The 26974-nt window shown below is 54.2% G+C and carries 27 protein-coding genes and 1 riboswitch; of the genes, 4 read left to right on the top strand and 23 right to left on the bottom strand.

The window, feature by feature from the left end; genetic code table 11:
• The first annotated feature begins 59 nt into the window (after positions 1-59).
• On the top strand, positions 60-995 hold the full coding sequence (corA, locus tag B9T62_RS03995) for a magnesium/cobalt transporter CorA (RefSeq protein ID WP_087914071.1): 936 nt from the start codon (positions 60-62) through the stop codon (positions 993-995).
• 102 nt (positions 996-1097) lie between these two features.
• Here corA and B9T62_RS03990 read toward each other — a convergent pair whose 3' ends face one another.
• Complete coding sequence (locus B9T62_RS03990) at positions 1098-1319, bottom strand: hypothetical protein (RefSeq protein ID WP_087914070.1); 222 nt, start codon at positions 1317-1319, stop codon at positions 1098-1100.
• A gap of 91 nt (positions 1320-1410) precedes the next feature.
• On the opposite strand from B9T62_RS03990, the gene B9T62_RS40155 reads away from it, so the two are divergent.
• A complete protein-coding gene (locus B9T62_RS40155; RefSeq protein WP_211296409.1) occupies positions 1411-2226 on the top strand; it encodes a hypothetical protein in 816 nt (271 codons plus the stop codon).
• A 260-nt stretch (positions 2227-2486) separates the two neighbouring features.
• On the opposite strand, the gene B9T62_RS03980 is transcribed toward B9T62_RS40155, so the two are convergent.
• A complete protein-coding gene (locus B9T62_RS03980; protein ID WP_087920122.1) occupies positions 2487-3503 on the bottom strand; it encodes an HRDC domain-containing protein in 1017 nt (338 codons plus the stop codon).
• A gap of 237 nt (positions 3504-3740) precedes the next feature.
• Entirely contained in the window at positions 3741-4619 is an 879-nt protein-coding gene (locus B9T62_RS03975; RefSeq protein WP_087914068.1) for an ROK family protein, read from the bottom strand.
• Between the two features lie 486 nt (positions 4620-5105).
• Between B9T62_RS03975 and B9T62_RS03970 the strand changes: the two genes are divergently transcribed.
• Positions 5106-5306, top strand: a complete 201-nt coding sequence (locus tag B9T62_RS03970) for a hypothetical protein (protein ID WP_157685436.1) — start codon at positions 5106-5108, stop codon at positions 5304-5306.
• 340 nt (positions 5307-5646) lie between these two features.
• Here B9T62_RS03970 and B9T62_RS03965 read toward each other — a convergent pair whose 3' ends face one another.
• Genes B9T62_RS03965 through cobI form a run of 4 tightly spaced genes read right to left on the bottom strand, consistent with a single transcriptional unit; the run spans position 5647 to position 10031 of the window.
• The gene (locus tag B9T62_RS03965) at positions 5647-7161 is read right to left on the bottom strand and encodes a cobyrinic acid a,c-diamide synthase CobB (protein WP_087914067.1); all 1515 of its coding nucleotides are present in this window, start codon (positions 7159-7161) and stop codon (positions 5647-5649) included.
• Positions 7158-8276, bottom strand: coding sequence for a cobalt-precorrin 5A hydrolase (locus B9T62_RS03960; RefSeq protein ID WP_087914066.1), 1119 nt, complete (start codon positions 8274-8276; stop codon positions 7158-7160). Before B9T62_RS03960 ends, B9T62_RS03965 begins: the two co-directional genes overlap by 4 nt.
• Positions 8266-9159, bottom strand: coding sequence for a precorrin-4 C(11)-methyltransferase (cobM, locus tag B9T62_RS03955; RefSeq protein WP_245864334.1), 894 nt, complete (start codon positions 9157-9159; stop codon positions 8266-8268). The genes B9T62_RS03960 and cobM overlap by 11 nt, the downstream gene beginning before the upstream one ends.
• On the bottom strand, positions 9156-10031 hold the full coding sequence (gene cobI, locus B9T62_RS03950) for a precorrin-2 C(20)-methyltransferase (RefSeq protein WP_245864333.1): 876 nt from the start codon (positions 10029-10031) through the stop codon (positions 9156-9158). The genes cobM and cobI overlap by 4 nt, the downstream gene beginning before the upstream one ends.
• Before the next feature lie 433 nt (positions 10032-10464).
• Here cobI and tnpC point away from each other — a divergent pair, with 433 nt between their 5' ends.
• Positions 10465-11970, top strand: a complete 1506-nt coding sequence (gene tnpC, locus B9T62_RS03945) for an IS66 family transposase (protein ID WP_087914065.1) — start codon at positions 10465-10467, stop codon at positions 11968-11970.
• A 316-nt stretch (positions 11971-12286) separates the two neighbouring features.
• Here the strand turns inward: tnpC and cbiE are convergent, their stop codons facing one another.
• The 16 genes from cbiE to B9T62_RS03870 all read right to left on the bottom strand — a co-directional run bounded on the left by cbiE (position 12287) and on the right by B9T62_RS03870 (position 26798).
• Complete coding sequence (cbiE, locus tag B9T62_RS03940) at positions 12287-13543, bottom strand: precorrin-6y C5,15-methyltransferase (decarboxylating) subunit CbiE (RefSeq protein WP_087914064.1); 1257 nt, start codon at positions 13541-13543, stop codon at positions 12287-12289.
• A complete protein-coding gene (locus tag B9T62_RS03935) occupies positions 13536-14681 on the bottom strand; it encodes a cobalt-precorrin-5B (C(1))-methyltransferase (RefSeq protein WP_087920119.1) in 1146 nt (381 codons plus the stop codon). Before B9T62_RS03935 ends, cbiE begins: the two co-directional genes overlap by 8 nt.
• Positions 14682-14965: 284 nt before the next feature.
• Complete coding sequence (locus B9T62_RS03930) at positions 14966-15616, bottom strand: precorrin-8X methylmutase (RefSeq protein ID WP_087914063.1); 651 nt, start codon at positions 15614-15616, stop codon at positions 14966-14968.
• A gap of 16 nt (positions 15617-15632) precedes the next feature.
• Positions 15633-16421: a precorrin-6A reductase gene (gene cobK, locus B9T62_RS03925; protein ID WP_087914062.1), complete on the bottom strand. Its 789-nt coding sequence runs from the start codon at positions 16419-16421 to the stop codon at positions 15633-15635.
• 6 nt (positions 16422-16427) lie between these two features.
• A complete protein-coding gene (cobJ, locus tag B9T62_RS40485; protein WP_245864332.1) occupies positions 16428-18704 on the bottom strand; it encodes a precorrin-3B C(17)-methyltransferase in 2277 nt (758 codons plus the stop codon).
• Positions 18705-19217: 513 nt separating this feature from the next.
• A complete protein-coding gene (locus tag B9T62_RS03910; RefSeq protein WP_087914061.1) occupies positions 19218-20063 on the bottom strand; it encodes an energy-coupling factor ABC transporter ATP-binding protein in 846 nt (281 codons plus the stop codon).
• A gap of 268 nt (positions 20064-20331) precedes the next feature.
• Positions 20332-21117 carry a cobalt ECF transporter T component CbiQ gene (gene cbiQ / locus B9T62_RS03905; RefSeq protein WP_087914060.1) on the bottom strand — a complete coding sequence of 262 codons (786 nt, stop codon included), beginning with the start codon at positions 21115-21117 and terminating at the stop codon, positions 20332-20334.
• Complete coding sequence (locus tag B9T62_RS03900; protein WP_087914059.1) at positions 21101-21397, bottom strand: energy-coupling factor ABC transporter substrate-binding protein; 297 nt, start codon at positions 21395-21397, stop codon at positions 21101-21103. Before B9T62_RS03900 ends, cbiQ begins: the two co-directional genes overlap by 17 nt.
• Positions 21397-22161 (bottom strand): energy-coupling factor ABC transporter permease, encoded by a 765-nt coding sequence (locus B9T62_RS03895; RefSeq protein ID WP_087914058.1) that lies wholly within the window; start codon positions 22159-22161, stop codon positions 21397-21399. Before B9T62_RS03895 ends, B9T62_RS03900 begins: the two co-directional genes overlap by 1 nt.
• A gap of 99 nt (positions 22162-22260) precedes the next feature.
• Entirely contained in the window at positions 22261-22422 is a 162-nt protein-coding gene (locus tag B9T62_RS38660; RefSeq protein WP_157685435.1) for a hypothetical protein, read from the bottom strand.
• Between the two features lie 21 nt (positions 22423-22443).
• Positions 22444-22636, bottom strand: a riboswitch (cobalamin riboswitch).
• Positions 22637-22736: 100 nt separating this feature from the next.
• On the bottom strand, positions 22737-22805 hold the full coding sequence (locus B9T62_RS41660; RefSeq protein ID WP_157794191.1) for a hypothetical protein: 69 nt from the start codon (positions 22803-22805) through the stop codon (positions 22737-22739).
• The gene (locus B9T62_RS03890) at positions 22802-23821 is read right to left on the bottom strand and encodes a HAMP domain-containing sensor histidine kinase (protein WP_087914057.1); all 1020 of its coding nucleotides are present in this window, start codon (positions 23819-23821) and stop codon (positions 22802-22804) included. The genes B9T62_RS41660 and B9T62_RS03890 overlap by 4 nt, the downstream gene beginning before the upstream one ends.
• Positions 23818-24507 (bottom strand): response regulator transcription factor, encoded by a 690-nt coding sequence (locus tag B9T62_RS03885; protein ID WP_087914056.1) that lies wholly within the window; start codon positions 24505-24507, stop codon positions 23818-23820. Before B9T62_RS03885 ends, B9T62_RS03890 begins: the two co-directional genes overlap by 4 nt.
• 30 nt (positions 24508-24537) lie before the next feature.
• On the bottom strand, positions 24538-25254 hold the full coding sequence (locus tag B9T62_RS03880; protein ID WP_087914055.1) for a hypothetical protein: 717 nt from the start codon (positions 25252-25254) through the stop codon (positions 24538-24540).
• Positions 25255-25272: 18 nt separating this feature from the next.
• Positions 25273-26055, bottom strand: a complete 783-nt coding sequence (locus B9T62_RS03875) for an ABC-2 family transporter permease (RefSeq protein WP_087914054.1) — start codon at positions 26053-26055, stop codon at positions 25273-25275.
• Positions 26052-26798 carry an ABC transporter ATP-binding protein gene (locus B9T62_RS03870; RefSeq protein WP_087914053.1) on the bottom strand — a complete coding sequence of 249 codons (747 nt, stop codon included), beginning with the start codon at positions 26796-26798 and terminating at the stop codon, positions 26052-26054. The genes B9T62_RS03875 and B9T62_RS03870 overlap by 4 nt, the downstream gene beginning before the upstream one ends.
• Positions 26799-26974: the final 176 nt, after the last annotated feature.

The following is a 26974-nucleotide window of genomic DNA, read 5'->3' as shown; positions in this document are numbered from 1 at the left end:
TTCTCTGTGCTTTAATTAGCATCTCTGGTGGATAACCAGGGACAGAAGGAGTGAATCAGATGAAAATCCGGCTGGTAAATTCAGGGGTTTTTACAACGATGGACGATATTAAAGAAACACTTGCACCTCCAGCGGAGGGGTTCTATTGGATTGATGCGGATGTGGAGGATCTGGAGCTGCTCCAGCCCCTGTTTAACCTGCATGATCTGGCCGTAGAGGATTGCCTCAGCGAAGAAGATCAGCGTCCGAAGATCGAAATTTATGAAAGCCATTATTTTATAGTAGTGAACAGCATCCGTTTTGATGATGAGGAGATTTTCCTGCGGGCGCTTAACGTCTTCCTGGGAAGACATTATATTATTACAGTAACGAAACAGAAGATCAATGAGCTGCGTGTGCTGAAGCCGATGCTCTGGGAGCAGGAGGTCAGTGAGCCGGACATGTTCCTGTATCTGCTGATTGACCTTGTGGTCGATAATTATTTCTCCGTCGGCGACCGGATTGAAGCGCGGATTGAGAAGCTCGAAGAGGACATTCTGATGCACACCAAGAAATCGCATCTCAGCGAGATTATCGGTCTGCGCAGTGAGATTCTCTGGCTGAAGAAGATGCTGGGTCCGCAGAAAGAGGTTATCAACACGCTGAACAAAAAAGACCTCCGCCTCATCGACGACCAGCTGCAGAAATATTTCAGCGATATCTACGAAAATGCAGTCAAAATCTCAGAAACCTTCGAGACGTACCGCGATCTGATGGGCAACTTGCGTGAAGCCTATCAATCGAGTATCGCCAACCGTGCCAACGAAATTATGAGGGTGTTTACGGCGATTACCACTATATTCATGCCACTGACGGTCATCACCGGTATTTATGGGATGAACTTCGAGAATATTCCCGAGATTCATACGAAATACGGCTATTATGGCGTAATTGGTGCCATGGTTACACTAGGTTGTGTAATGCTCTACGTCTTCCGCAAGAAGGAATGGCTATGAACCCTAAAGGACGACAAGTAGAAACGGCTACGCCGTCCTTTAAAGGACGGGGCGTTTCAGCGAGAAATGAAGGATAATTTATAGCGTGGAACATATAAATTCTTATATTTTTAATGTAGACGAAGGCTCTTCACCGTGAGGGAAGATACCTTCGTCTTTTTGCATATGGGCAACGTTAATCGTGATGCTGATGAACCCGCTCCGTTCCTCTTCCTCACCTCTGCTCTGCATATACGACACGCCAAAAAAATAATAACCAGCAGCGGTATGAAAATATACCATAACTCCTATACGATACAACATCCCTCTGCTAAAAGTCCTCATGGGTGCAACCTCCTCTACGTTAGCGTATGACATAGGTGGTTTTAACCATTTTTTGGAGAGGTAACATTGTGGCCTGGCAGCCCCGGGCACAGTGCGTAGGTGGCTTGGGTCGCTTACACAGTTCGCGGCGACTAGCAGGGTGGGACTGTGCGCGGGCGGCTTACGGCCGGGACATTGCGCGGACGCTGTTGGCGCGGGACTGTGCGCGGGCGGCTTACGGCGCGGGACATTGCGCGGACGCTGTTGGCGCGGGACTGTGCGCGGGCGGCTTACGGCCGGGACATTGCGCGGACGCTGTTGGCGCGGGACTGTGCGCAGGCGGCTTACGGCCGGGACATTGCGCGGACGCTGTTGGCGCGGGACTGTGCGCGGGCGGCTTACGGCCGGGACATTGCGCGGACGCTGTTGGCGCGGGACTGTGCGCGGGCGGCTTACGGCCGGGACATTGCGCGGACGCTGTTGGCGCGGGACTGTGCGCGGGCGGCTTACGGCCGGGACATTGCGCGGACGCTGTTGGCGCGGGACTGTGCGCGGGCGGCTTACGGCCGGGACATTGCGCGGACGCTGTTGGCGCGGGACTGTGCGCGGGCGGCTTACGGCCGGGACATTGCGCGGACGCTGTTGGCGCGGGACTGTGCGCGGGCGGCTTACGGCCGGGACATTGCGCGGACGCTGTTGGCGCGGGACTGTGCGCGGGGGGGGGGGGGGGGGGCGGGACTGTGCGCGGGCGGCTTACGGCCGGGACATTGCGCGGACGCTGTTGGCGCGGGACTGTGCGCGGGCGGCTTACGGCCGGGACATTGCGCGGACGCTGTTGGCGCGGGACTGTGCGCGGGCGGCTTACGGCGCGGGACGGCGGATATTTAAGGGATTTATCCTTTATTTTTTTCGCTCTCAGGCTTGCTGAGCAGAATTTAAGGGATATATCCTTTATTTTTTGCGCCCGCAGGCTTGTTGAGCAAAATTTAAGGGATATATCCCTTATTTTTTTCGCTTTCACGCTTACTGAGCGAAATTTAGGGGGTATATCCCTTATTTTCCTCCACCTATATCTCGCCGAGCGAGATTCAAGGATTCATTCCTTTTTACAACGCCTCAGGACCCTACACATGTGCTCGGTGCGCACAGCCGACGCCGATGTGTGCCTGCACTTGCAGAAACCTCCCCTCAGCTGGTGGCACTAAGCTCGGACGTGGTGTGCTGTGCCCGCCGGAAGCGGATGCGGACCAGCCGCAGGCGCTCATAATACATATCCAGTCCTTCAGCGGCGGCGAAGTCCTCTCCATAAACCTTATGCAGCACAGGCTTCAGAAACATATCGCCCAGCTCCTCATAAGCCTGCCAGATCGCCTGCTGCTCGCTGCCCGGGACCTCCCCCAGTTCCTGCTCGATCAGCTTCTCCACGGAATAGCCGTCCTTCTCCAGCTCTTCCACGGCTTCAAGCAGCTCGCGGCGGCCCACGCCGCTGGCAGCCTTCAGCTGATCCATGTCGTTGCCACCCTCGATGCCCTGCAGCAGCACCCGCCGCAGGCGCAGATGCTCCAGTTGCTTCTTGTATTTGATCTCCTTCTGCTTGTATAGCCAGGAGATGAAGGCTTCCTCACCTACCGCCTCATGCACCCATTTCAGCGGAAAGCCGTGCTCACGGGCTGCAGTAGCTGTGATGGCCAGCCAATCCGGGCCGTACTGGGCGGCCTTGGTTTCGCCAATCCCCGGAATCTGCAGCAGCTCCTCCAGAGTCTGCGGCAGAAAAGCACTTAACATCCGCAGCAGCCGGTTGCTCGCCAGAATATAGGGCGCTTTCCGTTCGCTGGAGGCCCTGCCCCTGCGCCAGGCGCACAGCTGCTCATACACCTGCTCATTGCCGTGATGCTCACTGTAGAACTGCAGCTTCTGCTGCTCCTGGTTACGGCTGTTCAGACCATCCTCCTCATGGAACACCCCATCGATTAAGGGACGGTATCCATCCCCCATCTTCACGGCAAGCTCATGCCTGTATACGCAGAGCATCTCATTCCAGGAACCGCCCTCATACCACAAGTGATCTTCGCTCTCCCCGCCGCTGGAGAAATCACGCCAGCCCAGACTCCACACCCCTTCCTCCTCACCAATCCACAGCTGGGCAAAAATCTCCTCTTCCACTGTCGAGCATCTGGACAAACGGTTCATGAATACAATTTGCATAATCATCCCTACCTTCCTGGTCTTACAGTAAGCATATTTGCTATGCCATTGGAGGTTTACGCTCCCTTCTATGGGGCCGATTGCTGCCGTCATACCCCACAAGACACAAAAAAGCACCTCTCTCACGATAATCGCGAAAGAGGTGCTCCCTCATTAGATGCTATACTGTTAAATCCAAGGATACCATATATTAGGCCGTAGTCAATCCCTAATCTACTGAACGGAACTTATAAATTCTTATACTTCCAGCGCCAGCTTGGCGAGACCAAGCGCTCCGGATAAGCCTGCGTTGTCGCCCAGTTGCGGCGGCACCACATAGCTGCCGATGCCGGCATTCAGTGCCGGATGCTGTACATAGCCGGCCAGCAGCTCCTGCAGCTTGCGGTGAATCAGCGGGAACAGCTGGGTCTGCTTCATCACGCCGCCGCCCATGACAATCTTCTGTGGAGACAGGATCAGCACATAATTCATCAGTGCGTGCGCGAGATAGTGGGCTTCCATCTCCCAGGCCGGGTGATCAGCCGGAAGCTCACCAGCGGGCTTGCCCCAGCGGCTGCCGATGGCCGGACCTGCGGCCAGACCTTCAAGGCAATCGCCATGGTAAGGACAGAAGCCTTCAAAAGTATCCTCAGGATGACGGCGCACTAGAATATGGCCCATCTCGGGATGTGACAAACCGTGTACCATTTTGCCGCCGACCACAGCACCTGCTCCAATTCCGGTGCCGACGGTGATATACAGGCAGCTGTCGAGGCCCTGTGCTGCACCCCATTTGTATTCGCCCAGCGCCGCCCCGTTCACATCGGTGTCGAAGCCAATCGGCACATTAACTTGTTCCGCAACCGTTCCGACCAGATTATATTGGCCCCAGTGGGGCTTCGGAGTTGTTGTTATGTAACCGTAAGTAGGGCTGCCAAGCACCGGATCAATCGGTCCAAACGATCCGATCCCGATAGCCTCAACCTCTTTGTTCTTAAAATATTCCAATACCTGCCCCATCGTCTCCTGCGGAGTCAGTGTCGGAAAGCTAACCCGGTCCAGGATGGTACCGTCTTCATTTCCAATCCCACAGACAAACTTGGTCCCGCCTGCTTCAATTGCACCAAGAAGTTTCATATTCTGTAATTCCCTCCTAAATTCATGCCCTTCAGTGATTAGCAACCTGTTAACCTATCACTTAACGATATCATTTTTCACTGGGTAAGACTACTGCAAATTACTCGATGCGCTGTTCACCGGTATGGTATCAAAGATCAAGTCCAGCTGGTGCACGGAGTAATTGAAATAATTGGAGTAGTTGAAAAATTGAGTAGTTGAAGAAGTTTCAGTAGTTCTCATCGCACATCTGTGGCTCTTGCTGAACTATTGCTTGAATCGAACGGAAACCGGCGGCTTACGGACTCAGGAGACCCTATTTGCTCAAAAACCACTCACCCGACCTGCATGCGGACTGAGGAGCCGCTATTTTGACAATTCACCCTTGATTGGGGTCAATTATTGGTGATTAGAGGCTATACAGTCCGCTACTCCGGCAAAATGAGCTGAATTGAGCAAATAGAGGCTATACGGTCCGCAAGGTACTGAGAGTAACGGTTATGGGCAATGCTGGGTTTGCTTCTCGTGGAACTAGTGGTGCTGGTAGAGCTGGTGGTGCTGGTAGAGCTGCTAGTGCTGGTAGTGCTGGTAGTGCTGGTAGTGCTGTTAGTGCTGTTAGTGCTGTTAGTGCTGTTAGTGCTGTTAGTGCTGTTAGTGCTGTTAGTGCTGTTAGTGCTGTTAGTGCTGGGATGCTGGTGGTACTGGTAGATTTGTTAGTGATAATGATGGCACTGGTGGATATGACGCGAACGCTAGTGCTGGTAGTGCTCCTGCTCGTCGCTGGTAGTGCTGGCGCTACTAGTGCTATTTATGCTCGTGATACTTGTGCCGTTGGTCTGGTTGTGGCGAGTGGTCCAAGGCAAGTTGGCAGTATTAAACATCGATGAGGTATAGACGTCAAGGGAGCGCTGCGAAGGTGGAATGTGAGCGCATATTCTGAAACTACGGGATCAATGTCTGTTTTAAAAGCCCTGTCTGGGCTGTTATAAACAACAAATAAGAGAGGTTTGCCTCTCTCTTTGCCTTATTTATTGTTATGGCTAGGGATTTAAGCCTGCACCCCTCGGCTCGCTGCAAAAGCCCAGCATTGCGCAACAAAACGCGATGCGGCAGGTGGATAAGATGCCAGATGGATATGTGTGTACGCAGCCAGCAGATTGCCATTCACATACCCCTCCACACTGCTGCCGCTGCGCCCATTGCTACTGTAAGCGTGGGAGCGCGGTTCGTCCGTGTAAGTCATGACAGAGTAATGAAACTCATGGCCGCGCAGCTGCTCGCCTTGTTTCAGCAGCAGATTGTCTTCCAGCGCGGTTACCTCGCGGTAGCCCAGCGCGGCTCTGCGAGCCTGCATCACGCTGTGGGCAGGAATCAACCCGGCCATCTGGTGTACGGCTCCGGCCCGGTCCGTCAGTGTGCGGGCCAGCACCATGTAGCCGCCGCATTCTGCATATAGCGGCTTTCCCTGCCCGGCAGCGGCTCGCAGGCTCTCCATAAAGCCTGCATTGGCGGCAATCGCGGCGGCGAACTCCTCCGGGAAGCCGCCGCCCAGATAGATGCCGTCCGCCTCTTCCGGCACAGCTTCGCCACGGAGCGGACTGAACTCGACGAGCCGCGCTCCCGCAGCGGCCAAGAGTTCAAGATTGTCCGTGTAGTAGAAGTTGAAGGCCGCGTCACGGGCGACGGCCAGGACCGGAGCCCGCTGCGCCACGAAGTCGCAGGGGCCACTCGGATCAGCAGGCCCGGCCATGGCGGCCTGCTGATCCGAGCTACGCCCTGCCCGCCAGCCACCCGCAGGCGGCGAGGCGGGGTAAGCTGCAGGCAGCGGAGCCTGCAGCGCAGGAGCGGCCGCGGCAAGCTCCAACAGCCGCGGCAGGTCCGTGCCCGCGGCCAGCATGGCGGCGGCGCGGTCGAACAAGGGCGCCAGCTCGCCGCGCTCCACAGCCGGCAGCAAGCCCAAATGCCGCTCAGGAATAACCAGAGCGGCATCCCGCATCAGCCCGCCCACTACGGGAATGCCACAGGCGGCTTCGATAGCCGCCTTCACCAGTTCGTAGTGGCCGGGGCTGCCGCAGCGGTTGAGCAGCACCGCTGCGATCCGGACCTGCGGCTCCAGCTGGCGGAAGCCCAGCACCGTCGCCGCGGCGCTGCGGCCCATGCTGCGCACATCCAGCACAAGCAGCACGGGGCTGCTGGTTAGGATGGCGATCTCGGCTGTCGATCCGGCAAGCCCGAGCGGGTCTTTGCCATCATACAGCCCCATGACCCCTTCAATAATCGAAACATCCGCCGCTGCCGAAGAACGCAGAAAATGGCTGGTCAGATAGTCGGCCGGGGTCATCCAGGAGTCCAGATTACGGGTTGGCCTGCCCGTAACGGCAGCATGATAGGCCGGATCAATATAATCCGGGCCGCATTTATAGCCTTGCACGGTCAATCCGAGCTGGGCGAACGCCCGCATCAACCCCAGGGTAACCGTGGTTTTGCCTGAACCGCTGCCCGTACCCGCAATCACGAGCCTATTGCGGCGCTGCCACCCTTCAGGCGTCTCCATTCGATTCATGTTTCTTCCTCCTCTGCCCCGTCAAAAAGAATCCGGGCGATGGCGACCGTCACGTTGCCGCTTGCGCGCTTGCCCAGCAGCAAGTCCTCCGCACCCGAAGACAGCACAGCCGCCGGTTCACAGACTCCATAGGCCCCAGTGGCTCTAAACACGACAGCCGATGGAGTCTCCAGCGGCACGGTATTAAGCTGTGCCGGTGTGAACAGGGCCAGCTCCCAGCCGTATTTGCCGCACAGCGTGAGCAGTCCGGCTTCATCGCCCTTCAGATCGATGGTCGCCACGTTCCTGACGCTGGACAATGACAGCCTCTGCTCCTTCAATACTGCTTCCACCGTTGCCTCCAGCTCCTCTGCCGAGGTGCCGCGGTTGCAGCCGATGCCCAGCACCAGCGAACGCGGGCGGTATAGTACGCTCCGGCTTCCCAGTGCCAGCAGCTCCGAGTCAGCAAGCAGCCGGTCTGTGACCAGGATCGCTGCCGTGAAGGGAGCTGCCGTAGCCTCAGTCATAGTTCGGCAGAGCCTCACATGTCCTGGCAGAGCAGTTCCAGCCTGCAGCCAGCCGCGCTCTCCGCTCTCCTGCAGCAGCACAACAGGTTCTCCGTTCACCAGCGCCGCGCTGACGGTCTTCATTCCCTCGAAGCTGTCGGCTCTCCAGCCATACTCCTGCCCAAGCAAGTCCACTGCCAGATTCCCTTGGACATCCGAAGCAGTGGTTATCACCGGACGGCTCTCCAGCAGCCCGGCGATGGTCAGCGTCAGCGCGTTAGCCCCGCCAAGATGGCCGGACAATACGCTGATTACATGCCGTCCCTGTTCGTCGATGGCGATGACAGCCGGATCGGTTTTTTTGTCTTGCAATAGCGGAGCGATCAGGCGGACCACCGCCCCGAGCGAGAAGAACAGGATGATGCCCTCGTATTGTGCGAACAGGCGGGGCAGCAATTCTTGCAGCGGCTGATCAAAAAAATAGCAGTTTGGCCCCTCCGCCGCTCCGTCGCTGTATTTGGAATAACCATAGACCACGCTGCCCTCCAGCCGTTCTCCAAGACGCCGCGCGAGCTGGATGCCGTTCCTGGTAATGGCAACCGCTGCGTATTTGTTCTGTCTATACTCCATCTGCTGCCTCTTGCGGAGGAGCGGCTTGCCCAGCTTCACTAACAGCAGTGTTATCCACTGACCCGATTACAGCTTCCGCCACCCCTTCCCGGCAGCCATGAGTAAACTTCTTGTCATACAGCTTCGAGCGGTGTCCTCCGCCGTCAATCAGCTGTGGGTCAAGCGCCCAGCCGGCCAGAATCATCGCATGCATCGTAATGCCTGCTTCATGCAGGTCCGGCTCCAGATTCTGCACCGTGGTGTGCAGAATCTGCTGGTCCGGCCAGGTGGCCCGCTTCACCACGGCCACCGGAGTGTCGGGATTCCAGCCTGCGGCGAGGAATTCCGCCGTGGCGTGCCCGGCCAGCGAGGCGCTGAGGAACAGCGCCACGGTGCAGTGGTGCGAAGCGAGCAGGCGCAGCTGCTCGCGGTCCGGCACCGGCGTGCGCCCCTCGGCGCGCGTCAGGATGACGGTCTGCGTCAGCCCCGGAACCGTCAGCTCCGCGCCCAGCGCGGCGGCCGACGCGAACACCGAGCTGACGCCGGGGATGATCTCGCAGGAGATGCCGAGCAGCTTCAGCAGCGACATCTGCTCCAGGATCGCTCCATACATGGAGGGGTCCCCGGTGTGAACGCGGGCTACGCTTAAGCCCGCTCTGACATAGGAGGCCATTACCTCGACCTGCTGCTCCAGATCCATCCCGGAGCTCTGCAGCACCTCGGCCCCGGCTTTGGCACTGCGGACCAGCTCCTCGCTGACCAGAGAATCGGCATACAGCACCAGATCCGCCGAACGCAGAATCCGGCTGCCTTTTAACGTAATCAGCTCGGGATCGCCCGGTCCTGCGCCTACGATATATACCTTGGCCTCCAACACAGCCATTGTCATTTGCTCAGTCGTCATTTGCTCACCACCATCAGGCTCAAATATTCCAGCGGCTGGCCGCGCAGCTCACGCGCATCCAGCCAGATTGCTTCATACGGGGAGGAGACCTTCGTGACCACGGATGCTTTGCCGCCGAGGCCCAGCTCCTCCAGCACGTCCAGCACGGTGTCCAGCACCTTCGCCACCTTCAGGAATACGACAGTGTCATGATGCAGCAGCGCTTCCCTAAGCGCCTCACGGTCATCCGTCGCCGGGATAATCCCCAGACGTTCATTCCCGTCAGCCAGCGGACGTTCCAGCGCAGCCGCAGCACCCAGCACCGACGAGATGCCCGGAACGGAAACCACCGTCACCCCCGGATACAGCTCCTGCATCAAGCGGGCCAGATGGATAAAGGTACTGTACAAATTAGGGTCGCCCTCCGTCACAAAAGCCACATCACGGCCCAGCCGCAGCTCCTCCCAGCATAGCTCAGCGGTCCGTTTCCAGCTGTTCTCCAGCAGCACAGAGTCCTTGCTCATGGGAAAAACAAGGCCAAGCAGGATCTTCTCCTCCGCATTGACATACATATTCACGATTTCATGTGCGTAGGATTTGCCGCCTTTCCGCGCAGCAGGGTAGGCAATAACGGGACATTCACGCAGCAGCCGGCAGGCTTTTACCGTAATCAGCTCAGGATCACCGGGACCGACGCCCACACCATACAACGTGCCCGTTGCCACTGGAACTACCGCCGAGTTGTCCACCAAAGCTTCTGCCGCACCCGTCCCTTCCTCCTCATCCACAAGGCCAAGCGCACTTGCCATCTCCCGCTCTGCTTCGGTAAGCGCCCGTTCGGCCGTAACCTCACCGATGCCAGCCGTTACCGGCTGTTCTGTTTCACTTTTCATTGCGCGCCCACTCCTATCATCCTATGGGATGTCCGTCCCTTAATTTCTTGCATTTTATTTGTAGTTACTGCCTAGTTACTTGCTTAATCACAGCTGAGTTACAGCGAGGATTTAGAATTTTGTAAGGAATGTTCAGCGCGTTTAAATATGAAAGTGGTTACCACTTACGTCCCCGCGAAGTAATTAGAATGTTACCCTGGTTCATTCGCAGCAATTAGATGCGAACGTGCAACTAAATTCATCCGAAACTCCTGTCAGCAGGCGAATAAGTGCAAATATGCAACTAATCTCAAGTAAATTAGACTTAATACGCTCAGATGCCAAAATTAGATGCCTTTTTGGTTACTACTTAGGACCCCTTTTCTTCTCCATGTATGTCATGCCCTAAAAATTGGGTAATGAATAGTACTCATACATAAGGGGGGGGAGCATAGTGATTGCCAGAAGACATAACCGAATCCTTCAAGATAAGTTAGAATGTCTCCATCGTACTCTCGCTGAGCTTCGCGCCAGACTGAACGAACTGGAAATCCACAACGCTGCCCTTACCGCGAAACTTATAGAGCGGGATGCCAAAATCAAGGAACAAGAGATCGAAATCAAAGAACTCAAGCAGCGGCTTGGGCAAGACTCGACCAACAGTCACTTTCCCTCCTCCCGGGATCTGAAGCGCAAACCTCAGAACAACCGTACGCCGGGAGGGAAAAAAGGAGCGCCCAAAGGACATCCAGGACATACGCTGAAGTTCTCTGCTACGCCAGATGAAACGATTCTTCATCCTTTGACGCAATGTCCAGACTGTCAAATGTCCTTAGCTGACGTACCCGCTGCCACCTACCAATCGCGGCAGGTCTTTGAGATGCCCGAGCCGAGAATCCACATCACGGAGCACCGGGCCCAGCAAAAACATTGCCCTTGCTGCCGCAAGAAGCAACAGGCGGCTTTTCCAGAAGGTGTGCGGGCGTATGTGCAATATGGCCCCAGGCTGATGGCTTTTTCGGCCTATCTGCATGGATACCAATTGTTGCCGCTTGCCCGATTAAGCGAACTTTTGTATGTCCTGACCGGATGTAAACCGAGTGAGAGGACCCTGCTGGGACAGATTGAAGCCACGTCCGGGACGTTGTCACCCTATATCGAGCAGATTCGGGAAGCCGTGCTGGGAAGCCCCGTCATTCATTCGGATGAAACGGGCGCCCGGGTCCAGAAGAAGGAAAAATGGGTCCATGTCAACAGTACGCCCGACTGGACGCTGCTCGGCGTAGCCGACAGCCGGGGAAGTGAAGGCATGAAAACCCTCCGGGTGCTGGATGCATACCTGGGAACGGTGGTCCATGACGGCTACGGCTCTTATTTCAAACAAGACACCTTTGTCTTTGAACACGCCTTGTGCAATGCCCACCTGATGCGGGATTGTAAGGGGATTGCCTTATATGATAAGCAGGCGTGGGCAAGCCAGATGCTGGCTTTGCTCAAGGAAAGCTGGGACCTGGAGCAGCAGGCTCGCCAGACGGATTGCCGGCTCAGCCAAGAAACGATCCAGCAGCTGGAACAGCGCTACGACGAGATTCTGGAGCAGAGTCAGGCGGAACTGGTGAACGTCCCGATCCCAACCAAGACGGGTCCACGGGGACGTAAGAGCAACAGTAAGGCAGGCAACCTTGCGGCTCGCTTCAGTAAACACAAGGAAGCCATTCTAAAGTTCTTGCATAGCCCCGCCGTCCCGTTTGACAACAACCAAGCCGAGCGCGATTTACGCATGGTGGTCGTCAAACAAAAGATCTCGGGCTGCTTCCGCGCCTCCGATTCTCCTGAATGGTTCGCTACCATCCGCAGTTTCATCTCCACCTTGATTAAGCAAGAACGCCCTGTTCTGGCTAGCTTAATGCTGGCTTCTTCCGGCTCATTTTCTTTTACTCCCATTGGGGGTCGTAAGTAGTAACCCTTTTTGCACTTATTTCCCCCAAAATGAAAAAAATCCGCCAATTAGATGCATATCCGCAACTAAATCAATGATTCAATGATTCAATGATTCAATGATTCAATGATTCAATCCTATGAAATCATCACGGAGCCGATTCTTTTATTCCAACTCAATGAGCGGATATACTAGGAGATCGTGCTGTGCAGCACCACATTCGTTTATCCATAAGTCATGCTGAGACCTAAGCAGACACAATATATCCTCTGTTAAAAAGACCGGCTTCGCCGTCCTCTGCAAGAGGTGGTATCCGTTTCTGCCAGCGCTCTCTGCGCTACTTCCGTCCACTCACGACATACACCGGATTCATGCCCTCGAACCGGGTCATACCGAGGATCGGCTTACCCCGCGAGGCCTGCAGCATCGTCACTTCGACGGCCAGACCGGCCTGCCGCAAGGCCTCCAGGCTTCCGTGCAGCGTTTCTATCGTGATCGCCCCGACTACAATACGGCCCAGCGGCCGCAGCCGGACTGCGCAGTGCGCTATAATCGCCGCCAGCTCGCCGCCGCTGCCGCCGATAAACACGGCGTCGGGATCAGGCAGCTGCGCCAAGCCCTCTGGCGCTTTGGCCTGAATAATGGTGAAGTCAGCGCGAAAACGGTGCCGGTTGGCTTCCATATTCGGCAGGTTCTCGGCTCCTTTTTCCAGAGCATACACCTTGCCAAGACGGGCTATCCGTGCACATTCCGCCGCTACGGCTCCCGAGCCGGAGCCGATATCCCAGACCACGGCATCCTCGGCCAGGTTCAGCTCCGACAGCACCAGCGCGCGTACCTCACGTTTCGTAATCAGGCCTCGCTCCGGCTTGCGCTGCTGGAAAGCCTCATCCGGGTAGGCGAAACCGCGCCGCTGTTGCCCATTTAGATCCCCGGCCGCATCATCTCCCTGCTTGCGGCGCAGTATCACCACATTCAGGGCGGCGATATTTGCCGCCCCCGGCTCCTGCTCCAGCGCCAGCTCCGCAAGCGTCCAGAGGCGGCAGCGCTCCTGCGGTCCGCCCAGCCGTTCACAGACATACGCTTCATATTCAGTCATTCCGAATTCAAGCAGATAAGCGGCGATCCGCCCCGGGGTATTCGTTTCATCGGTCAGCAGCGCAACCTTCGCCTTGCCGTCAATCCGCTGGGCCAGCCCGGAGAGCGGCCGACCGTGCAGGCTGACCAGCTCCGCATCCTGCCAGCTGTCTCCCAGCCGGGCGAATGCCAGCTGTACGCTGCTGTAATGCGGAATTACCTCCACCCGCTCCGCTCCGAGCCTGCTCGACAAATACCCGGCAATTCCAAAAAACAGCGGATCGCCCGAAGCCAGCACCACAACGCTCTGTGTCTGGCTAAGCACCTTCAGCCGCTCAGGCAAGCCGCCCAGACCGCCTTTGAGTACCCTTTTCTCTCCTGCATAGCCGTTGAAAAAAGCCAGCTGCCGCTCGCCTCCGAGCAGCACCTCGCTCTCCAGCACCTTCCGCAGACTGTACGGAGCCAGCCCTCCGGCCCCATCTTCGCCGATCCCAATGATGTGTATAAGGTTACCCACGGATTTCCGCCCTTCCCAGCACTCGGCCCTTCATCGTAATCAATACCATCTCCACAGTCATGCCGCCGCCGACATGCTCCAGGCAATTCCTGCAGGCATACCGGCACATGTTCTCAAAAAAACTAAAGTTTCCCGCCTCCGTCATCAGGTCAACGACCTGTGACGCTGTATTCGCACCGGCAACCTCCCGGACCAGCGTTTCCTCCGCTCCCGCCTCTGCGGCGAGCCGGGCCAGAAAGCCAAAGTCCACTGGCGCGCTTTTGGAATGGATCAGCATGGCGCCCTGCGCCACCTTGGAGTATTTGCCGGCCATACCCACCAGCGTAACCTTGCGAAGGCCATAGGCTTTGGCGTGATCCAGTGAGAAGCCGACATATTCGCCCATCTGGATAAAAGCTTCCTCCGGCAGCTGTGCAAACATCGCTATTGCATATTTCTCACTGCTGCCTCCGGTGGTCAGCACCACCTCACGGTTCCCGCTGGCAGCAGCCACCGAGATCGCCTGCTTGACGCTCGCCTTGTAGGCTGCGGTAGAGAATGGCGTCACTACGCCGCGTGTGCCCAGAATCGAAATCCCGCCCAGAATGCCAAGCCTGGCGTTCAGCGTCTTCCGCGCGATGGCCTCGCCTTCCGGCACGCTGATCACTACCCGCACCCCACGCGCTGCGCCATGCTCCTCCAGCACCGCGGATACCGCCTCGCGGATCATCGCGCGGGGCACAGGGTTGATCGCCGCTTCGCCCACCGGTACCGGCAGCCCGGGCTTGGTCACCCGGCCTACACCGTGGCCGCCGTCTATCTCCACCCCGGCCTCTGCGCGCCAGCTGACAGCGGCTTCGATCACCGCCAGATGCGTGGCGTCCGGATCATCACCGGCATCCTTCACCGTGGCACAGACCGCCAAGGTACCGGCATCCCAGCGCGGCCCTGTCAGCTGAAAAGTGTGGCGGAAGCCTGCCGGCAGGTCAATGTCTACAGCCTCCGGGGCTTCACCGGTAATCAGCAGCAGCGCCGCCCCCTTGGCGGCAGCGGCTGCACAGGAGCCGGTGGTGAATCCCCGGCGCAGCGGTGGCGCTTCAGCCCCCGTTGCCGTTTCCGCCACCTTTGCTTCCACAACGTCCGACTCCGACGCTTCCATTGCTGCCGTTGACGCCCCAGCTGCCTTTGCTTCCATACCCGCCGTTGCACCCGCGGTTTCCGCAGCTTCCATTGCTTTCGCAGCATCCATAGCTTCCATAGCTTCCATTGCTTTCGCTGCATCTACTCCTGTCGTCGCTTCCAAAGCCGCAGCTACTGCGGTTTCCGGCTTATCGTTGCTCATGGCCTTCCCCTCTTTATGTCTATTTCGCAACGCGCGCGAATCTCCAGCGCCCATTATGCTAAACCGTTGAGCACTTCTGGCCGCTTCAGGCTACAATTCCCTCACTGTTGACGCTCGGCCAGCAGGCTGAGCGCATTGACTGCAGCGACAGCAACCGTGCTGCCCCCCTTGCGGCCAATATTCGTGATATAAGGAATATTCAGCTTGCGCAGCTCATCCTTCGACTCGGCCGCAGACACGAACCCTACCGGTACACCGATGACAAGTCCCGGTGAGGCCTCGCCTTCTTTTACAAGACGGATTAATTCCAGCAGCGCTGTAGGCGCGTTGCCGATCACATAGATGCCTCCGGGTGCTTCAGCACAGGCCTTGCGCATGGCAATAATCGCCCGGGTGACTCCCAGCGCCTTCGCTTGCTGCGCCACATCCTCATCCGCTATATGCACCCGAACCTCACCGCCCCTGGCTTGAATCCGCTGCTTGGCGATCCCGGCCTCAATCATGCGAACATCCGCAATAATCGGCATGCCCTGACGGATCGCCGTGATACCCGCCTCCACTGCCCGGGGATGGAACACCAGGCTGCGCCCCAGTTCGAAATCAGCCGTAGCATGAATAACACGCTGCACCACTGCAAACTGCGGCACAGTGAAATCATGCGCTCCCAGCTCCTCCGCTATCATCGCGAAGCTCAGCCCTTCAATTTCCTGCGGTTGTACGGTCAGCGGCTTGAAATCCGTTCCAAAGTCCATAGTTGGCCTCTTTTCTCTATTCTTGTATGTAGCGCCGGTCTGCCGGCTGCTGTTCCAGTGCATCGGCAAGTGCGGTGAAGGAATCAAACACCGCAGCCCCCCGGGCGGGAGGACGGGCAATCAGAATCACATGCAGCCCCATATCCAGCGCACTGTGTAGCTTCTCATCCACCGAACCCTCTGCTCCGCTCTCCTTCGTAATCATCACCCGGGTGCCATATTGGCGGTAGAGCGCCTCATTCAGCTCACGCGAAAAAGGCCCCTGCATTCCGATAATATTCCGCTGCTGAATCCCCAGAGACAGGCATTTCTCAATATTCTCCAGGCAGGGCAGCAGCCTTACCGTCAGTGTAATGTCGGGGTCACCAATTAGCTGCCGGGCAAAAACCTCCAGTGTCTTGCCGCCCGTCGTCAGCATAACCGAGCCTTTCAGCTGCTTGGCCTGAAGCGCGGCTTCTTCATAAGAATCGCAACGGATCAGCCTTGGATGGCTCTCATACTCACGACTCGGCCGCTCATAGCGATAGTAGGGAAGCCCCAGAGCCGCTGCAGCGGCTCTGCCATTGGCATGTGCCTGCTCAGCAAAAGGGTGGCTTGCATCCACCACCGCACGGCAGCCGATGTCCTGCAAAAGCTGGATCATCGCCTGCTGATCCAGCCTACCCGTGCGGGTAGGGATGGAAGCTTCCTGCAGGCGGTCTGCCGCGCTGGGCGTCACCACCGACGCCAGCAGCGGCAGACCGCGACTGCGCAGCACCAGCGCCAGCTCCCTCGCGTCGCTCGTTCCGCATAACATAAAGATCACAGCTTCTTACCTCAAGCCTGCGCTGGAAGCCGGAGTTTCCGGAATGGCAGGCTGGTCAGACGCTGCGGCCTGATTCTCCCGCTGATCAGTCGGATCATTGCCCTGGCTCAGCTCCTGATTTGCAGCGTGATGGTGGTGGTGATCCTGGTGGTCATGTTGACGGTGACCATGTTCATGTTCGTGCCTGTGGTCATCGTGGCTGTGATGTCCGAGGTCATTGTGGCTATGCTGCTCATGCTTTCCCTGATCACGCTCATGATGACTATGCTGCGCCTCATGTTCATGTTCATGTTCTTGCTCATTATGGTGGTGCTCCTCATGATGATGTCCGTGGTCATGATCATGCTCATGATGGTGGTTCCCATGTCCGTTGTCATGCTGGCAGTGATGTCCGTGGTCATGATCATGCTCATGATGGTGGTACTCATGTCCGTTGTCGTGCTGGCCGTGATGTCCATGGTCATGATCATGCTCATGCTCATGCTCATGATGGTGGTTCCCATGTCCGTTGTCGTGCTGGCAGTGATGTCCGTGGTCATGCTCATGCTCATGATGGTGGTGCTCGGCAGCTTCGCTGCGGTACTTGCACAGATCACAATTGGCTGCAACCTGGCCTGACAGCGTCTCGTCAATCCGCTTGGACAGGATCTCGGCCAGCAGTGGGTGCCCACCCAGATAAGAGCCCATCTCCACTGCGATCTCGGGATGTGCGGCGGCAAAAGCAGCAACCGCCTCAGCAAACTGCTTCATAAGCACGCCCGTGAACAGCAGATAGGGCAGCACAATAATTCTGCGTGCCTGCAGCTTCAAGCAGCGTTCCAGTCCCTCCGGCAGCAACGGACCGGTAATTGCAATGAAACAAGCTTCAACGCTTTGATAGGGTGTTTTCTCCCAGAGCAGCCGGGTCAATTTATAGAAATCACTGTTGGCATCCGGGTCACTGCCTCCGCGTCCCATCAGCAGGACTACCGTATCCTTATCGGCAATCTTTGCCGGCAGCCCGGCTGGCTCCTGTTGACCTTGATCAGGCGGCAGTAGCGGGACAGCCTGCTTGATACGGTCCAGCAGAATCTCCGCTGCGTGCTCATGCATGCCAATTGGCCGGCCATATATGAAACGCATCCCCGGATATTTCTGCTTGGCACGGTCGATCGCCTGCGGAATATCCAGCTTGGAGTGTCCTGCCGCGAACAAAATAATCGGCACCACATATACCGCCTCCGCCCCGCTGCGGATGCAGTTGTCGATTCCCTCGCTGATGGAGGGACGGCACAGCTCTATGAAGCAGGTCTCGAACTTCAGCTCCGGCCGCCGCGCCGCAAGCTGCGCGGCGAACGCGCGTAGCTCCTCATTGCCCGCCTCTATGCGGCTGCCGTGTCCCACCAGCAGCACGGTTTTGCGCTGCTGCTTCGGGCGCATTCGGGACAGTCCGCTATCAGCGTCCGCCGCGTCCAGCGACCAAGGCTCCGCCGCCGTGCGCAGCCGCTCATGCGGCTTCAACGCCTGGGTCTGCGCCGCAAGACTATATTTCCGCTCGTACCCTCGCGGAGTCACCATCAGGCCCTCATACACTGCCGTGGCTGAATTGCCGACAATCACCGTCGACAGCATCCCGATCTCATGCTCAAGCATATCCTGGAGCGTGGTCACAACGGTCTGCTGCCGGTCACGGTACGCGCTGCGGACAATCCCCACCGGCGTAGCAGGATCACGGTACCGCAGCAGAATCTCGCGCGCCTCTTCGATCTGGCGCGTCCGCTTCCCGCTGCGCGGGTTATAGAACGCGACGACGAAGTCCGCCGCGCCCGCAGCCTCCACCCGGGCTGCGATCGTCTCCCACGGCGTCAGATGGTCGCTCAGACTGATCGTGCAGCTGTCATGCATAACCGGCGCTCCCAGCAGCGAGGAACAGGACTGAATTGCCGATACGCCGGGAATCACCTCGACCTCCACTCCGTTCTCTCGGCTCCAGCCCCGCTCTATCAGCACTTCATAGACCAGACCGGCCATGCCGTACACTCCGGCGTCGCCGCTGGAGATGACCGCGATGGTCTGCCCTTCCTCCGCTCTGCGCACCGCTTCCTGTGCCCGGCTGACCTCCTCGGTCATGCCGGTGCCGACAATCTCCTGATCCCGCAGCAGCGGCCGGATCAGCTCCACATAGGTGTTATAGCCAATTACCGCGTCACTCTCATCAAGCGCCGCCAACGCCCGGCCCGTAATATGCTCCAGTGCGCCGGGGCCAAAACCAATAATCAGCAGCTTGCCTTGTTTCTCCCTCATGTTTCTTCCCCCGTTCCAATCTGGCTGCCCGCCTGATAGTCATACCTATTCTATTGCGCCAACATTACTAAATCTGCCGTTGGGCTCATTTACTCAACTAACTGGCGCCTAATCTTAGCTACAACTATCCATGTACTTCAGCACTCCAGCGTCGCTCAGCGGCCAATTACCTGGCTACTCCACGGCCGGAAAAACTCTGCCAGTCACTTTAACTGTATTTCTTACAACTATTCCAGTTATTTTTCTGCTCAATTGGTATTTAGCTGTATTCGGTACAGTTAAAATATCACCAAAAGCCTCTTTATACCATAATTTTACATTTTAAATGTACAAAATACATCTATACCTTCTAATGACCGCTCCAGCGCCACTTTAACTGCACAGAATACATTTATTCTTCAACACCAACAGAATCAGCATTGTGCACCCTTACCTTCCAACACCAACAGAATCAGCATTGTGCACCCTTACCTTCCAACATCAGTAGCATCAGCGCTGTTCTCCACTCACCTGTCACTTCACGAATTGCTGCAGCAGCTCCTTCATCTCGCCAACATTACGCGGAGCGGCCATACCGGCAATAGCCTTCTGTGGCAGGCTGTGCCAAAGATCGGCCAGTATGGGCAGCCCAAGCCCTATAGACTGCATCACTTCCGGGTCGGAGAACACTTGCTCAGGCGTCCCGGACGCATAACACTGTCCCCCGGACAGCACAATCAGCCAGTCCGCCCAGCGGTAGGCCAGGTCCATGTCGTGTGTCGCCATGACTACGGTCGTTCCCTTGCCGTGAATGGCCTCCAGCCCTTCCAGCAGCAACGCTTCAGAGAGCGGGTCCAGATACGCCGTCGGCTCATCCAGCAGAATCAGCTCTGGCTCCATCGCCATCACACCGGCGAGCGCAGTCCGTTTCTTCTGCCCCAGGCTGAGCTGGTGGATCGGCTTATCACCGAATCCGCCAAGGCCCAGCCGCTCCAGCGCCTCCTGGCTGCGCTGCTGAATGACTGCTTGCTCCAGTCCCAGGCTGCGCAGTCCAAAGGACACATCGTCCAGCGGCGTGCTCATAATAAGCTGCTGCTCCGGGTCCTGGAATACCAGGCCGACGTTACGCCGCAGGGAGACCAGCTCTTTTTTGCCATACTCCAGGGGTTTGCCTTTCCAGCTTACCCTGCCGCTCTGCGGGCGGAGAATCCCTAGCGCATGCAAGAACAGCGTCGATTTGCCTGAGCCATTATGGCCGATGACAGCTGTCCTGCATCCCTTGGGAATAGTCACCGACAAGCAGTGCAGCGCAGGCGCACTGGTGTCGGGATAGGTAAATCCCAGCTGCTCAAAAACCATATAATCTGCCGCCTGCTCCATCCTATCGACACTCCTTCTCATCTTCGCTATGCTCCGGTACAGCTTTTATCCCTTTTACTACTTAGGACTCCAGCCTTCCCCAAGTAGTCTTATAATCTCACCAGAAACCCCAACTTTCGTCCAACTAGCGGTAGAATTTCCCTATAATTCTTCACTGACCTAAGTAACTTATTAGACCTCAGCCTCAGCCCTCGGCTCTCAGCGTTCAGCCTTGACTCTCAACTCTTATCTCTCGCCCTTCCCTCAGACCTCTCCCTCATCGCAGCCCTCACCAGCTCATCCACAGCTGTGCCAGCAGTAATACAGCGATCCCGGAGCAGCCCTCCACCCGGTATCTAAGCGGGACCGGACCGCCACTGTAAGGCGGCAGCGGGATTTCGCCGGTGAACCCTCTGGCCGCAAGCCCCTGCGAGAGTCCGCGGTAGCGCCGCATGGTCTGGCCCAGCAGAGCTCCGCCCATACTGCCCGCTTCGCGGATAGTGGCCCGGAATCCTCTGGAGCCGCCGCGCAGCCGGCGGGCCAGCAGCATGCCGTGCGCAGAATCACTCAGCAGAAACAGAAAACGGTACATAATCAGCATAAGTTCCAGCACCAGCTGCGGCACACGCAGTCGGCGAAGCACCAGCAGCAGCTCCGTAAAGGGTGTTGTGAAGATTACGAACAACAGACAGCTCAGGCAAGCAGCCAGCCGCGCCAGCAACAGCCCTCCCCGCAGCACCCCTCCGGCGGTAATGTAAACCGTCAGCGAGGTCAAGGGAAGCGGGAAGGTTATCCATGCCTGTCCTGCTGCCGGGTGGCCGATTTCGAGCAGCAAGGCAGGCAGACTGAGCACATAGAACAGCAGGGCCATGCCCAGCAGCATGACATAAGCACGTACAGGAATTCTGGCGTACAGCAGACACCAGACCGCAATCCATAGGCAGATCGTCAGCTGCAGAAACGGATGCAGCAGATAGGACAGGATAAACATGACTGCCGCGAACAAGCTTTTCCATAGAGGAGACAGCTGCCGGAAGCCATTCGCATAAGAGATGGCATCAATTCTTCTGATCATGCAGCTTCTGCTTGTCTTGTCTTCCTCTCAGAAGGCCCACCGTGTATCCGATAATTCCGGCACCAATAGCTGCCTGTAAGGCGAACAGCATACTTTCGGTTTCCCCGGGCAGCTCCGTGAGCGGCTTAAACCAGGGTTCATACGACGGAGCCAGCTCGCTGATCGCCCCTTCTGCGGCATCATCGGCTCCGCCGAATTCCCCTTGAACAAACAGCAGGGGCAGCACCACCAGCAGAACAACGGCCAGCAGCATCAACCCATTTCTCCATTTGGCACTCATCAGAAGCTTCCTCCTTTGGTTTGCCGTTTGAGCAGCGACAACTCGCCCGGACTGTATGACTTCAGCCAGTTCCACAGCAGCACTGTGAGCAGACCCTCGCTGATGGCCAGCGGGATCTGCGTGACTGCAAAGATACTGCCGAATTTAGCAAAAGAAGTCCAAACTCCGCCGTCAGCTGCCGGAAAAGCAATCGCAAGCTGCACGGAGGTCACCACATAGGTCACCAGATCAGCCATGGCAGCCGCGGTAAATACAGCCACTCTCTCGCGGCTTGTCAGCTTCATCACCAGCTTGTAGGCAGCATATCCGGCAAACGGACCCGCCACTGCCATCGAGAAGGCATTGGCTCCCAGCGTAGTAAGGCCCCCATGTGCCAGCAGCAGCGCCTGAAACAGCAGTACAACCGAGCCGAGTACACTCATCGACAGTGGCCCCAGCATTACGGCTCCAAGGCCGGTACCCGTAGGATGGGAGCTGCTGCCGGTGACCGAAGGCAGCTTCAGCGCCGACAGCACAAAGGTAAAGGCTCCCGCCAAACCCAGCAGCAGCTTCAGCTCAGGGTTCTCTTTGGTCATTCGAGTAAGCTTAACCAGACCGAGCGCGAAGAACGGTATAAAGGCCAGCCACCAGAACAAAGCCCAGCCTGCCGGCAAAAACCCCTCCATAATGTGCATCGCATTCGCCGTTCCCGGCTCATTCAGCAGAAAATAAACGGTAAATCCGGCCACAATAGCCGCAAAACTGCCAAGCCTGCATTTTCTCATTTCAATCTCCTCCTTAATTTGACGGGTAAATCAAACTTGCACTGCCATACGAAAATAACTCCCACCCTATAGGGCGGGAGCTGTTATGTACGTTATCCGTTAAGAAATAGAAGCTGCTCCGGCAAGCCTGTTTGTTATCCAGGCCGAACCATCACTTCGCTCTGCATGTAAGCCCAGCTTCCCTGCCGGAAGCAGCTCAAAAAAAGCGAAGCTACGCCGCATGGCGCGCATCTTCTTGATCTTATCCGTTAATTCGTACACCGCTCCAATCCGCGTAGAGTCCTGGTGTGCGGAATCAAGGTAGGTCTCCTGGCTTCGGATGCTTAATGCCTGCTCTTCGTCTTCCCTGGAATGTTCCCCAGTGACAGGTGAAGAATGGCTCTCCAATACAGTGGCGGGACCGCTCGGGAATTGCACCCGATTCCCTGTTACCCCCCCGCTGCAGGCAAGGGGCACCTTGAATCATCGCTATAATATATCCTGTACATCATAGCGGACGGTCCAGTGCGGTGTCTGTGATAAAAGTAGGAGCCCCGGCATCATCCTCCGGGGCTCCTGTTTAAGTTCACTCTTCTTCATAGGTTATCGGCATTAATCGAGTAGCCAATGGTCGTCAGTATGGCTGCGATAAACGGCAGGCTCATCTCAAAATAGGGATGGTGATTTCAAAAGTGATGATGTCAGAACGTACTTTTGCCTGTATATTTCCTTTCATTGACTGAATAATAGTTTTAGCAATATATAAGCCTAAACCCAAATGCCCGTGAGCATCTGAACTTTCTTCCGTATAGAACCGCTCAAAGATCTTTTCAGTCTTACTTGCGGCAAGCAGGGCTCCATCGTTTTCTACGCGCAAGAAGAATGTTTGATTGTAAATCTCTGTTGAAATTGACAAAAAGTCCTGTGTATAGCGATAAGAATTGCTAAAAATATTTTGAATTGCCCTCTCAAGCTGATAAAAGTCAATGCACATAGCGGCATTCTCTTTTGCATTAATTGCATTGGTTAGTTCAGGGGTAATCCCTCGTAGCTGACACTCACTTTGGATACTTTTGAAAATGTTAACTGCCCAGTCATAACAATCTACTTCTTGTAGCACCAAATGCAATGTATCGGGTGTCGTGTAACTTAAACTAAGCTGATTTGAAAGCTCCGTAAGCACAGATAGCTTGTTTTCAATAATTTTCAGGTATTGCTTTTCTTCCTCCGGCGTTGCTGCCATTTTGTCTTGCAAAGCCTCAATATACGCCGAAATGGAAGCAATGGGCGTTTTTAGATCATGCGAAATACCATTGATGAAATTTTTGCGTTCTATCTCGAATTGCAGCTGTTTTTTCTGCTGCTCATGCAGGTTATCTCTCATCCGATCAAAAGAGAAAATAAATCTGCCTATCTCATCATCCTTTTTATATACGATGGGATGGGATAAATCCCCTGATGAAATAATATTGGCTTCCTCGATCAGTATACTTAATGGTTTAATCATTCGTTTCTTGACATAAAGGATAATCCAAGCTGTTAGAACAACTGCAGGTATTGTTACTAACAGAAAGATAATCAAGATAAATTGCGCCTGCGCTAAAAACATAGATGTGATAAACGGTAAGACGCACAGGATACAGCATATAACGATTAAACGGCGTATAATGCTTTCTTTCATTTTAATTCTCCATCAAATCGGTATCCAATTCCCCGCATAGTGGTTATACCATGTGCTTGTCCTAATTTTTCTCTGATTTTTTGGATATGGATAGCGACTGTATTGATGTCCCCATACTCATTCAATCCCCACACATTATCATACATTTGCTCTTTGCTGAGAACCTGCTTTGGGTGCTTTAATAAGAATGCCAACAAATCAAACTCTTTTGCTGTAAGGTTCACTGGTTCTCCCTCAATGGTCACCATTCTGGATGTAAGGTCAATCAGCATATTGTTGAATTGAATCCTTTGGTTAGCCTCCGTACTAAATTGATAGGCGCTTATCCTTCTAAAAAGGGCATCCACACGCGCTACCAACTCTTTAATTGAAAAGGGCTTTGTCATGTAATCGTCTGCTCCAATTTTCAGGCCGAGAATACGATCCAATTCAGTTTCTTTTGCGCTAATGATAATAACAGGTATCGCAGACTTCAAACGTACTTGGCGGAGGATTTCCAGTCCGTCCTTGCCGGGGAGCATTAAATCTAAAATCACCATATGGGGCTGATACCTTTCGACTACCGCTAAAGCATCGCTTCCATTACAGCAAATCTCCGCATTATATTGCTCCTTAATAAGATAATTTTTAATCATATTCGCTAAGTCGCGTTCATCTTCAATGATTAGTATGTTTTTTCTACTCATATTTACATCCTTTCAGAAATCAGAATGATATCACACAAACAAATCCTTTCGTCTAAATATGCTTGTGGTGAATAATGAAAATGCGATAGCCAAGAATACAAGTGCTCCAACAATGAGTATTCCCGTACTAAAGTTTGCATTAACAGTTGCTTGCAACGTGATAACTTGCATTGTGGGTACATACGTTGAAATCTGTTTAATGGATTCCAGAATAAGCATGATAATGACTGTTCCCATTGCAAACCCGATTGTAACTGCTTCGTTTTCCGTTACGATCATGCAGAATATGAATATGCTGACGAAGAACAAAATGGTGCTTATTGCCCCTATAGATGCCAGAACAAATGATTGCCCCCAACCCATCCATTCAGAATTAGGCGAAAAAATGCATGCCGCAGTAAAAGAGCTTAACAAATGAACCAGTAAAGCAAAAAAGCAGATACCAGCAGACAAAATTGACTTTGAAGCAATATAACTGGTACGGCTTTTTGCATATGGAATAGTCGTCTTCAACGTTTTGCTGTGATAGTCACTTGAAATCACATCGCAGACCATATAACAACAAATCAGCCAATATACGGGACGGAACTGCGAAAGTCCGCTATCCACTACCTCAAACATAGGTAACCCTCCGTGAGATAAGTACACAGCATATATAATGCTGAATAATAATATGCCAGTCAGAATCATCAAGTATCTTTTTTGATAAACTAATTTTTTGAAATCGAAATGTAGCTGGCTCAACATCGTTCTATCCTCCCATCATCAGACGTATAAGTCTTTTTTTCTGAATATCCGGTATCCAATAATGCTGCAAATCACACAATACACAACCAAAACTAAAAAGCTAATCACGTTATAGTCAAAAGGTTTTTCAAAAATATCAATATGAAAAAACAACATTTGATGAAAAACGGCAAATTGCTTTACGGAGGGCAGCACTTCAAAATATTGTCCAACCATAAGGAGAATACCCATAATCGTGGCATTCACTGATATCCGACTTGTAAACATGGAAATTACCATGGCAATCATACCAAATGCAAAATATGAAAATGCGAAAGCAAGCCCGCTTAGTAAAGTAATTAGTATACCCTGCAAGCCGCCGGAGGTCAGAGAAAAGAATACCATGTTGTCACCCCAGCCAAAGAACAGCATACCCACCATATAACTTAGCACAATCATAAGAAGGGTAATAAACACGGAAAAGAAAAATATAGATACGACTCTGCTCATAAAATACTCAAGTCTGGAAATAGACCGTGTTAAAGGCAGTTTGATGGTTCCTTGAGTACGTTCCTGCGTTATAATTTGACCGACATAGATTGCTACAAATATCCCGGTAAACAAGAAGCTCGCCTGTAAATGCTGAATCGGGAATGATTGTGCATTTCCTATCGTTAGTACAGAACCGTCACTTCCCATCATTCTAAAAAAGATTGCCGATATGTTGAAACTGATAAAGTAAATACCCGTATAAGTTGCGGTGGTTTTGGAAAGCAACATCCGCTTTACTTCAAAGCCAATAAGAGAGCCTGCCTTTTTCATTGCCGGGCCTCCTGTACACAAGCAAAGAATAAATCTTCCAGATTATCAACTCCATAATCCTTTAGAAGTTCATTTACTAATCCAGTTTCAACCAACGAACCTTTTTGAATTATGGTTACTCTATTGCAGAGGTCTTGCATTTCACGCAGCATATGACTGGAAATTAGAAAAGTGATATTTTCTTGTTGGGACAGTCGCTTAATCAATTCCTTCATCTCACGAAGCCCCGCTGGATCAACCCCATTGGTAGGCTCGTCAAGTATAATAATGGCCGGACGGCATAGCAAAGCATTTGCGAAGCCCAACCGTTGTTTCATGCCCAGGGAGAAGGTTTTTATTTTGTCATTTTTGACATCTGACAAATGTACAATTTCTAAAACTTCGTCAATCCTGGCTCCCCCAATTTTTGTATCAGATAACTCGGCACTTAACTTTAAGTTTTGTTTGGCTGTCAAATCTAAATAGAACGCCGGATTTTCTATAATGCTTCCTACAACGGACAAGGCTTTTCTATAATCTCTTTCAACAGAATATCCGTTGATAAAGATTTCGCCTGATGTAGGAAATATCAAGCGGGTAATCATGCGCAAAGTCGTCGTTTTCCCTGAACCATTTGGACCCAAAAACCCATAAATATCGCCTTGCTGCAAACTGAAGCTCAAATTATTCACAAGTTTTTTTTGATTCATTTGCTTTGTGACTCCTTTTAGCTCTAAAACCGGGAAATGTTTTCCTTCTGCCATTTATATTCCTCCTGTATGTTTTGGTTTGCTTCCAATTTATCAAATGAAAATAAAGTTACCCTCTATCTAAAATAAAGTTTTGATAAACTACAGTGAGTGGCATTAAAACAGGAATTCATATCGGCTCTATTCATGCAGTGGAACTAAGATTCTACAGTACGGAAGAAACGAATAGA

Origin of the sequence: Paenibacillus donghaensis (assembly GCF_002192415.1) — a bacterium.
In the GTDB taxonomy this organism is placed as follows: Bacteria; Bacillota; Bacilli; order Paenibacillales; family Paenibacillaceae; genus Paenibacillus_AQ; species Paenibacillus_AQ donghaensis.
This window is presented reverse-complemented; position numbering and strand designations above follow the sequence as displayed.

Bases quoted from the DNA above. Each gene is read 5' to 3' on its own strand.
- corA (WP_087914071.1), top strand. From the start codon at position 60: ATGAAAATCCGGCTGGTAAATTCAGGGGTTTTTACAACGATGGACGAT.
- B9T62_RS03990 (WP_087914070.1), bottom strand. From the start codon at position 1,319: ATGAGGACTTTTAGCAGAGGGATGTTGTATCGTATAGGAGTTATGGTA.
- B9T62_RS03980 (WP_087920122.1), bottom strand. From the start codon at position 3,503: ATGCAAATTGTATTCATGAACCGTTTGTCCAGATGCTCGACAGTGGAA.
- B9T62_RS03975 (WP_087914068.1), bottom strand. From the start codon at position 4,619: ATGAAACTTCTTGGTGCAATTGAAGCAGGCGGGACCAAGTTTGTCTGT.
- B9T62_RS03970 (WP_157685436.1), top strand. From the start codon at position 5,106: ATGCTGGGTTTGCTTCTCGTGGAACTAGTGGTGCTGGTAGAGCTGGTG.
- B9T62_RS03965 (WP_087914067.1), bottom strand. From the start codon at position 7,161: ATGAATCGAATGGAGACGCCTGAAGGGTGGCAGCGCCGCAATAGGCTC.
- B9T62_RS03960 (WP_087914066.1), bottom strand. From the start codon at position 8,276: ATGGAGTATAGACAGAACAAATACGCAGCGGTTGCCATTACCAGGAAC.
- cobM (WP_245864334.1), bottom strand. From the start codon at position 9,159: ATGACGACTGAGCAAATGACAATGGCTGTGTTGGAGGCCAAGGTATAT.
- cobI (WP_245864333.1), bottom strand. From the start codon at position 10,031: ATGAAAAGTGAAACAGAACAGCCGGTAACGGCTGGCATCGGTGAGGTT.
- B9T62_RS03935 (WP_087920119.1), bottom strand. From the start codon at position 14,681: ATGGAAGCGTCGGAGTCGGACGTTGTGGAAGCAAAGGTGGCGGAAACG.
- B9T62_RS03930 (WP_087914063.1), bottom strand. From the start codon at position 15,616: ATGGACTTTGGAACGGATTTCAAGCCGCTGACCGTACAACCGCAGGAA.
- cobJ (WP_245864332.1), bottom strand. From the start codon at position 18,704: ATGAGGGAGAAACAAGGCAAGCTGCTGATTATTGGTTTTGGCCCCGGC.
- B9T62_RS03910 (WP_087914061.1), bottom strand. From the start codon at position 20,063: ATGGAGCAGGCGGCAGATTATATGGTTTTTGAGCAGCTGGGATTTACC.
- cbiQ (WP_087914060.1), bottom strand. From the start codon at position 21,117: ATGATCAGAAGAATTGATGCCATCTCTTATGCGAATGGCTTCCGGCAG.
- B9T62_RS03900 (WP_087914059.1), bottom strand. From the start codon at position 21,397: ATGAGTGCCAAATGGAGAAATGGGTTGATGCTGCTGGCCGTTGTTCTG.
- B9T62_RS03895 (WP_087914058.1), bottom strand. From the start codon at position 22,161: ATGAGAAAATGCAGGCTTGGCAGTTTTGCGGCTATTGTGGCCGGATTT.
- B9T62_RS03890 (WP_087914057.1), bottom strand. From the start codon at position 23,821: ATGAAAGAAAGCATTATACGCCGTTTAATCGTTATATGCTGTATCCTG.
- B9T62_RS03885 (WP_087914056.1), bottom strand. From the start codon at position 24,507: ATGAGTAGAAAAAACATACTAATCATTGAAGATGAACGCGACTTAGCG.
- B9T62_RS03880 (WP_087914055.1), bottom strand. From the start codon at position 25,254: ATGTTGAGCCAGCTACATTTCGATTTCAAAAAATTAGTTTATCAAAAA.
- B9T62_RS03875 (WP_087914054.1), bottom strand. From the start codon at position 26,055: ATGAAAAAGGCAGGCTCTCTTATTGGCTTTGAAGTAAAGCGGATGTTG.
- B9T62_RS03870 (WP_087914053.1), bottom strand. From the start codon at position 26,798: ATGGCAGAAGGAAAACATTTCCCGGTTTTAGAGCTAAAAGGAGTCACA.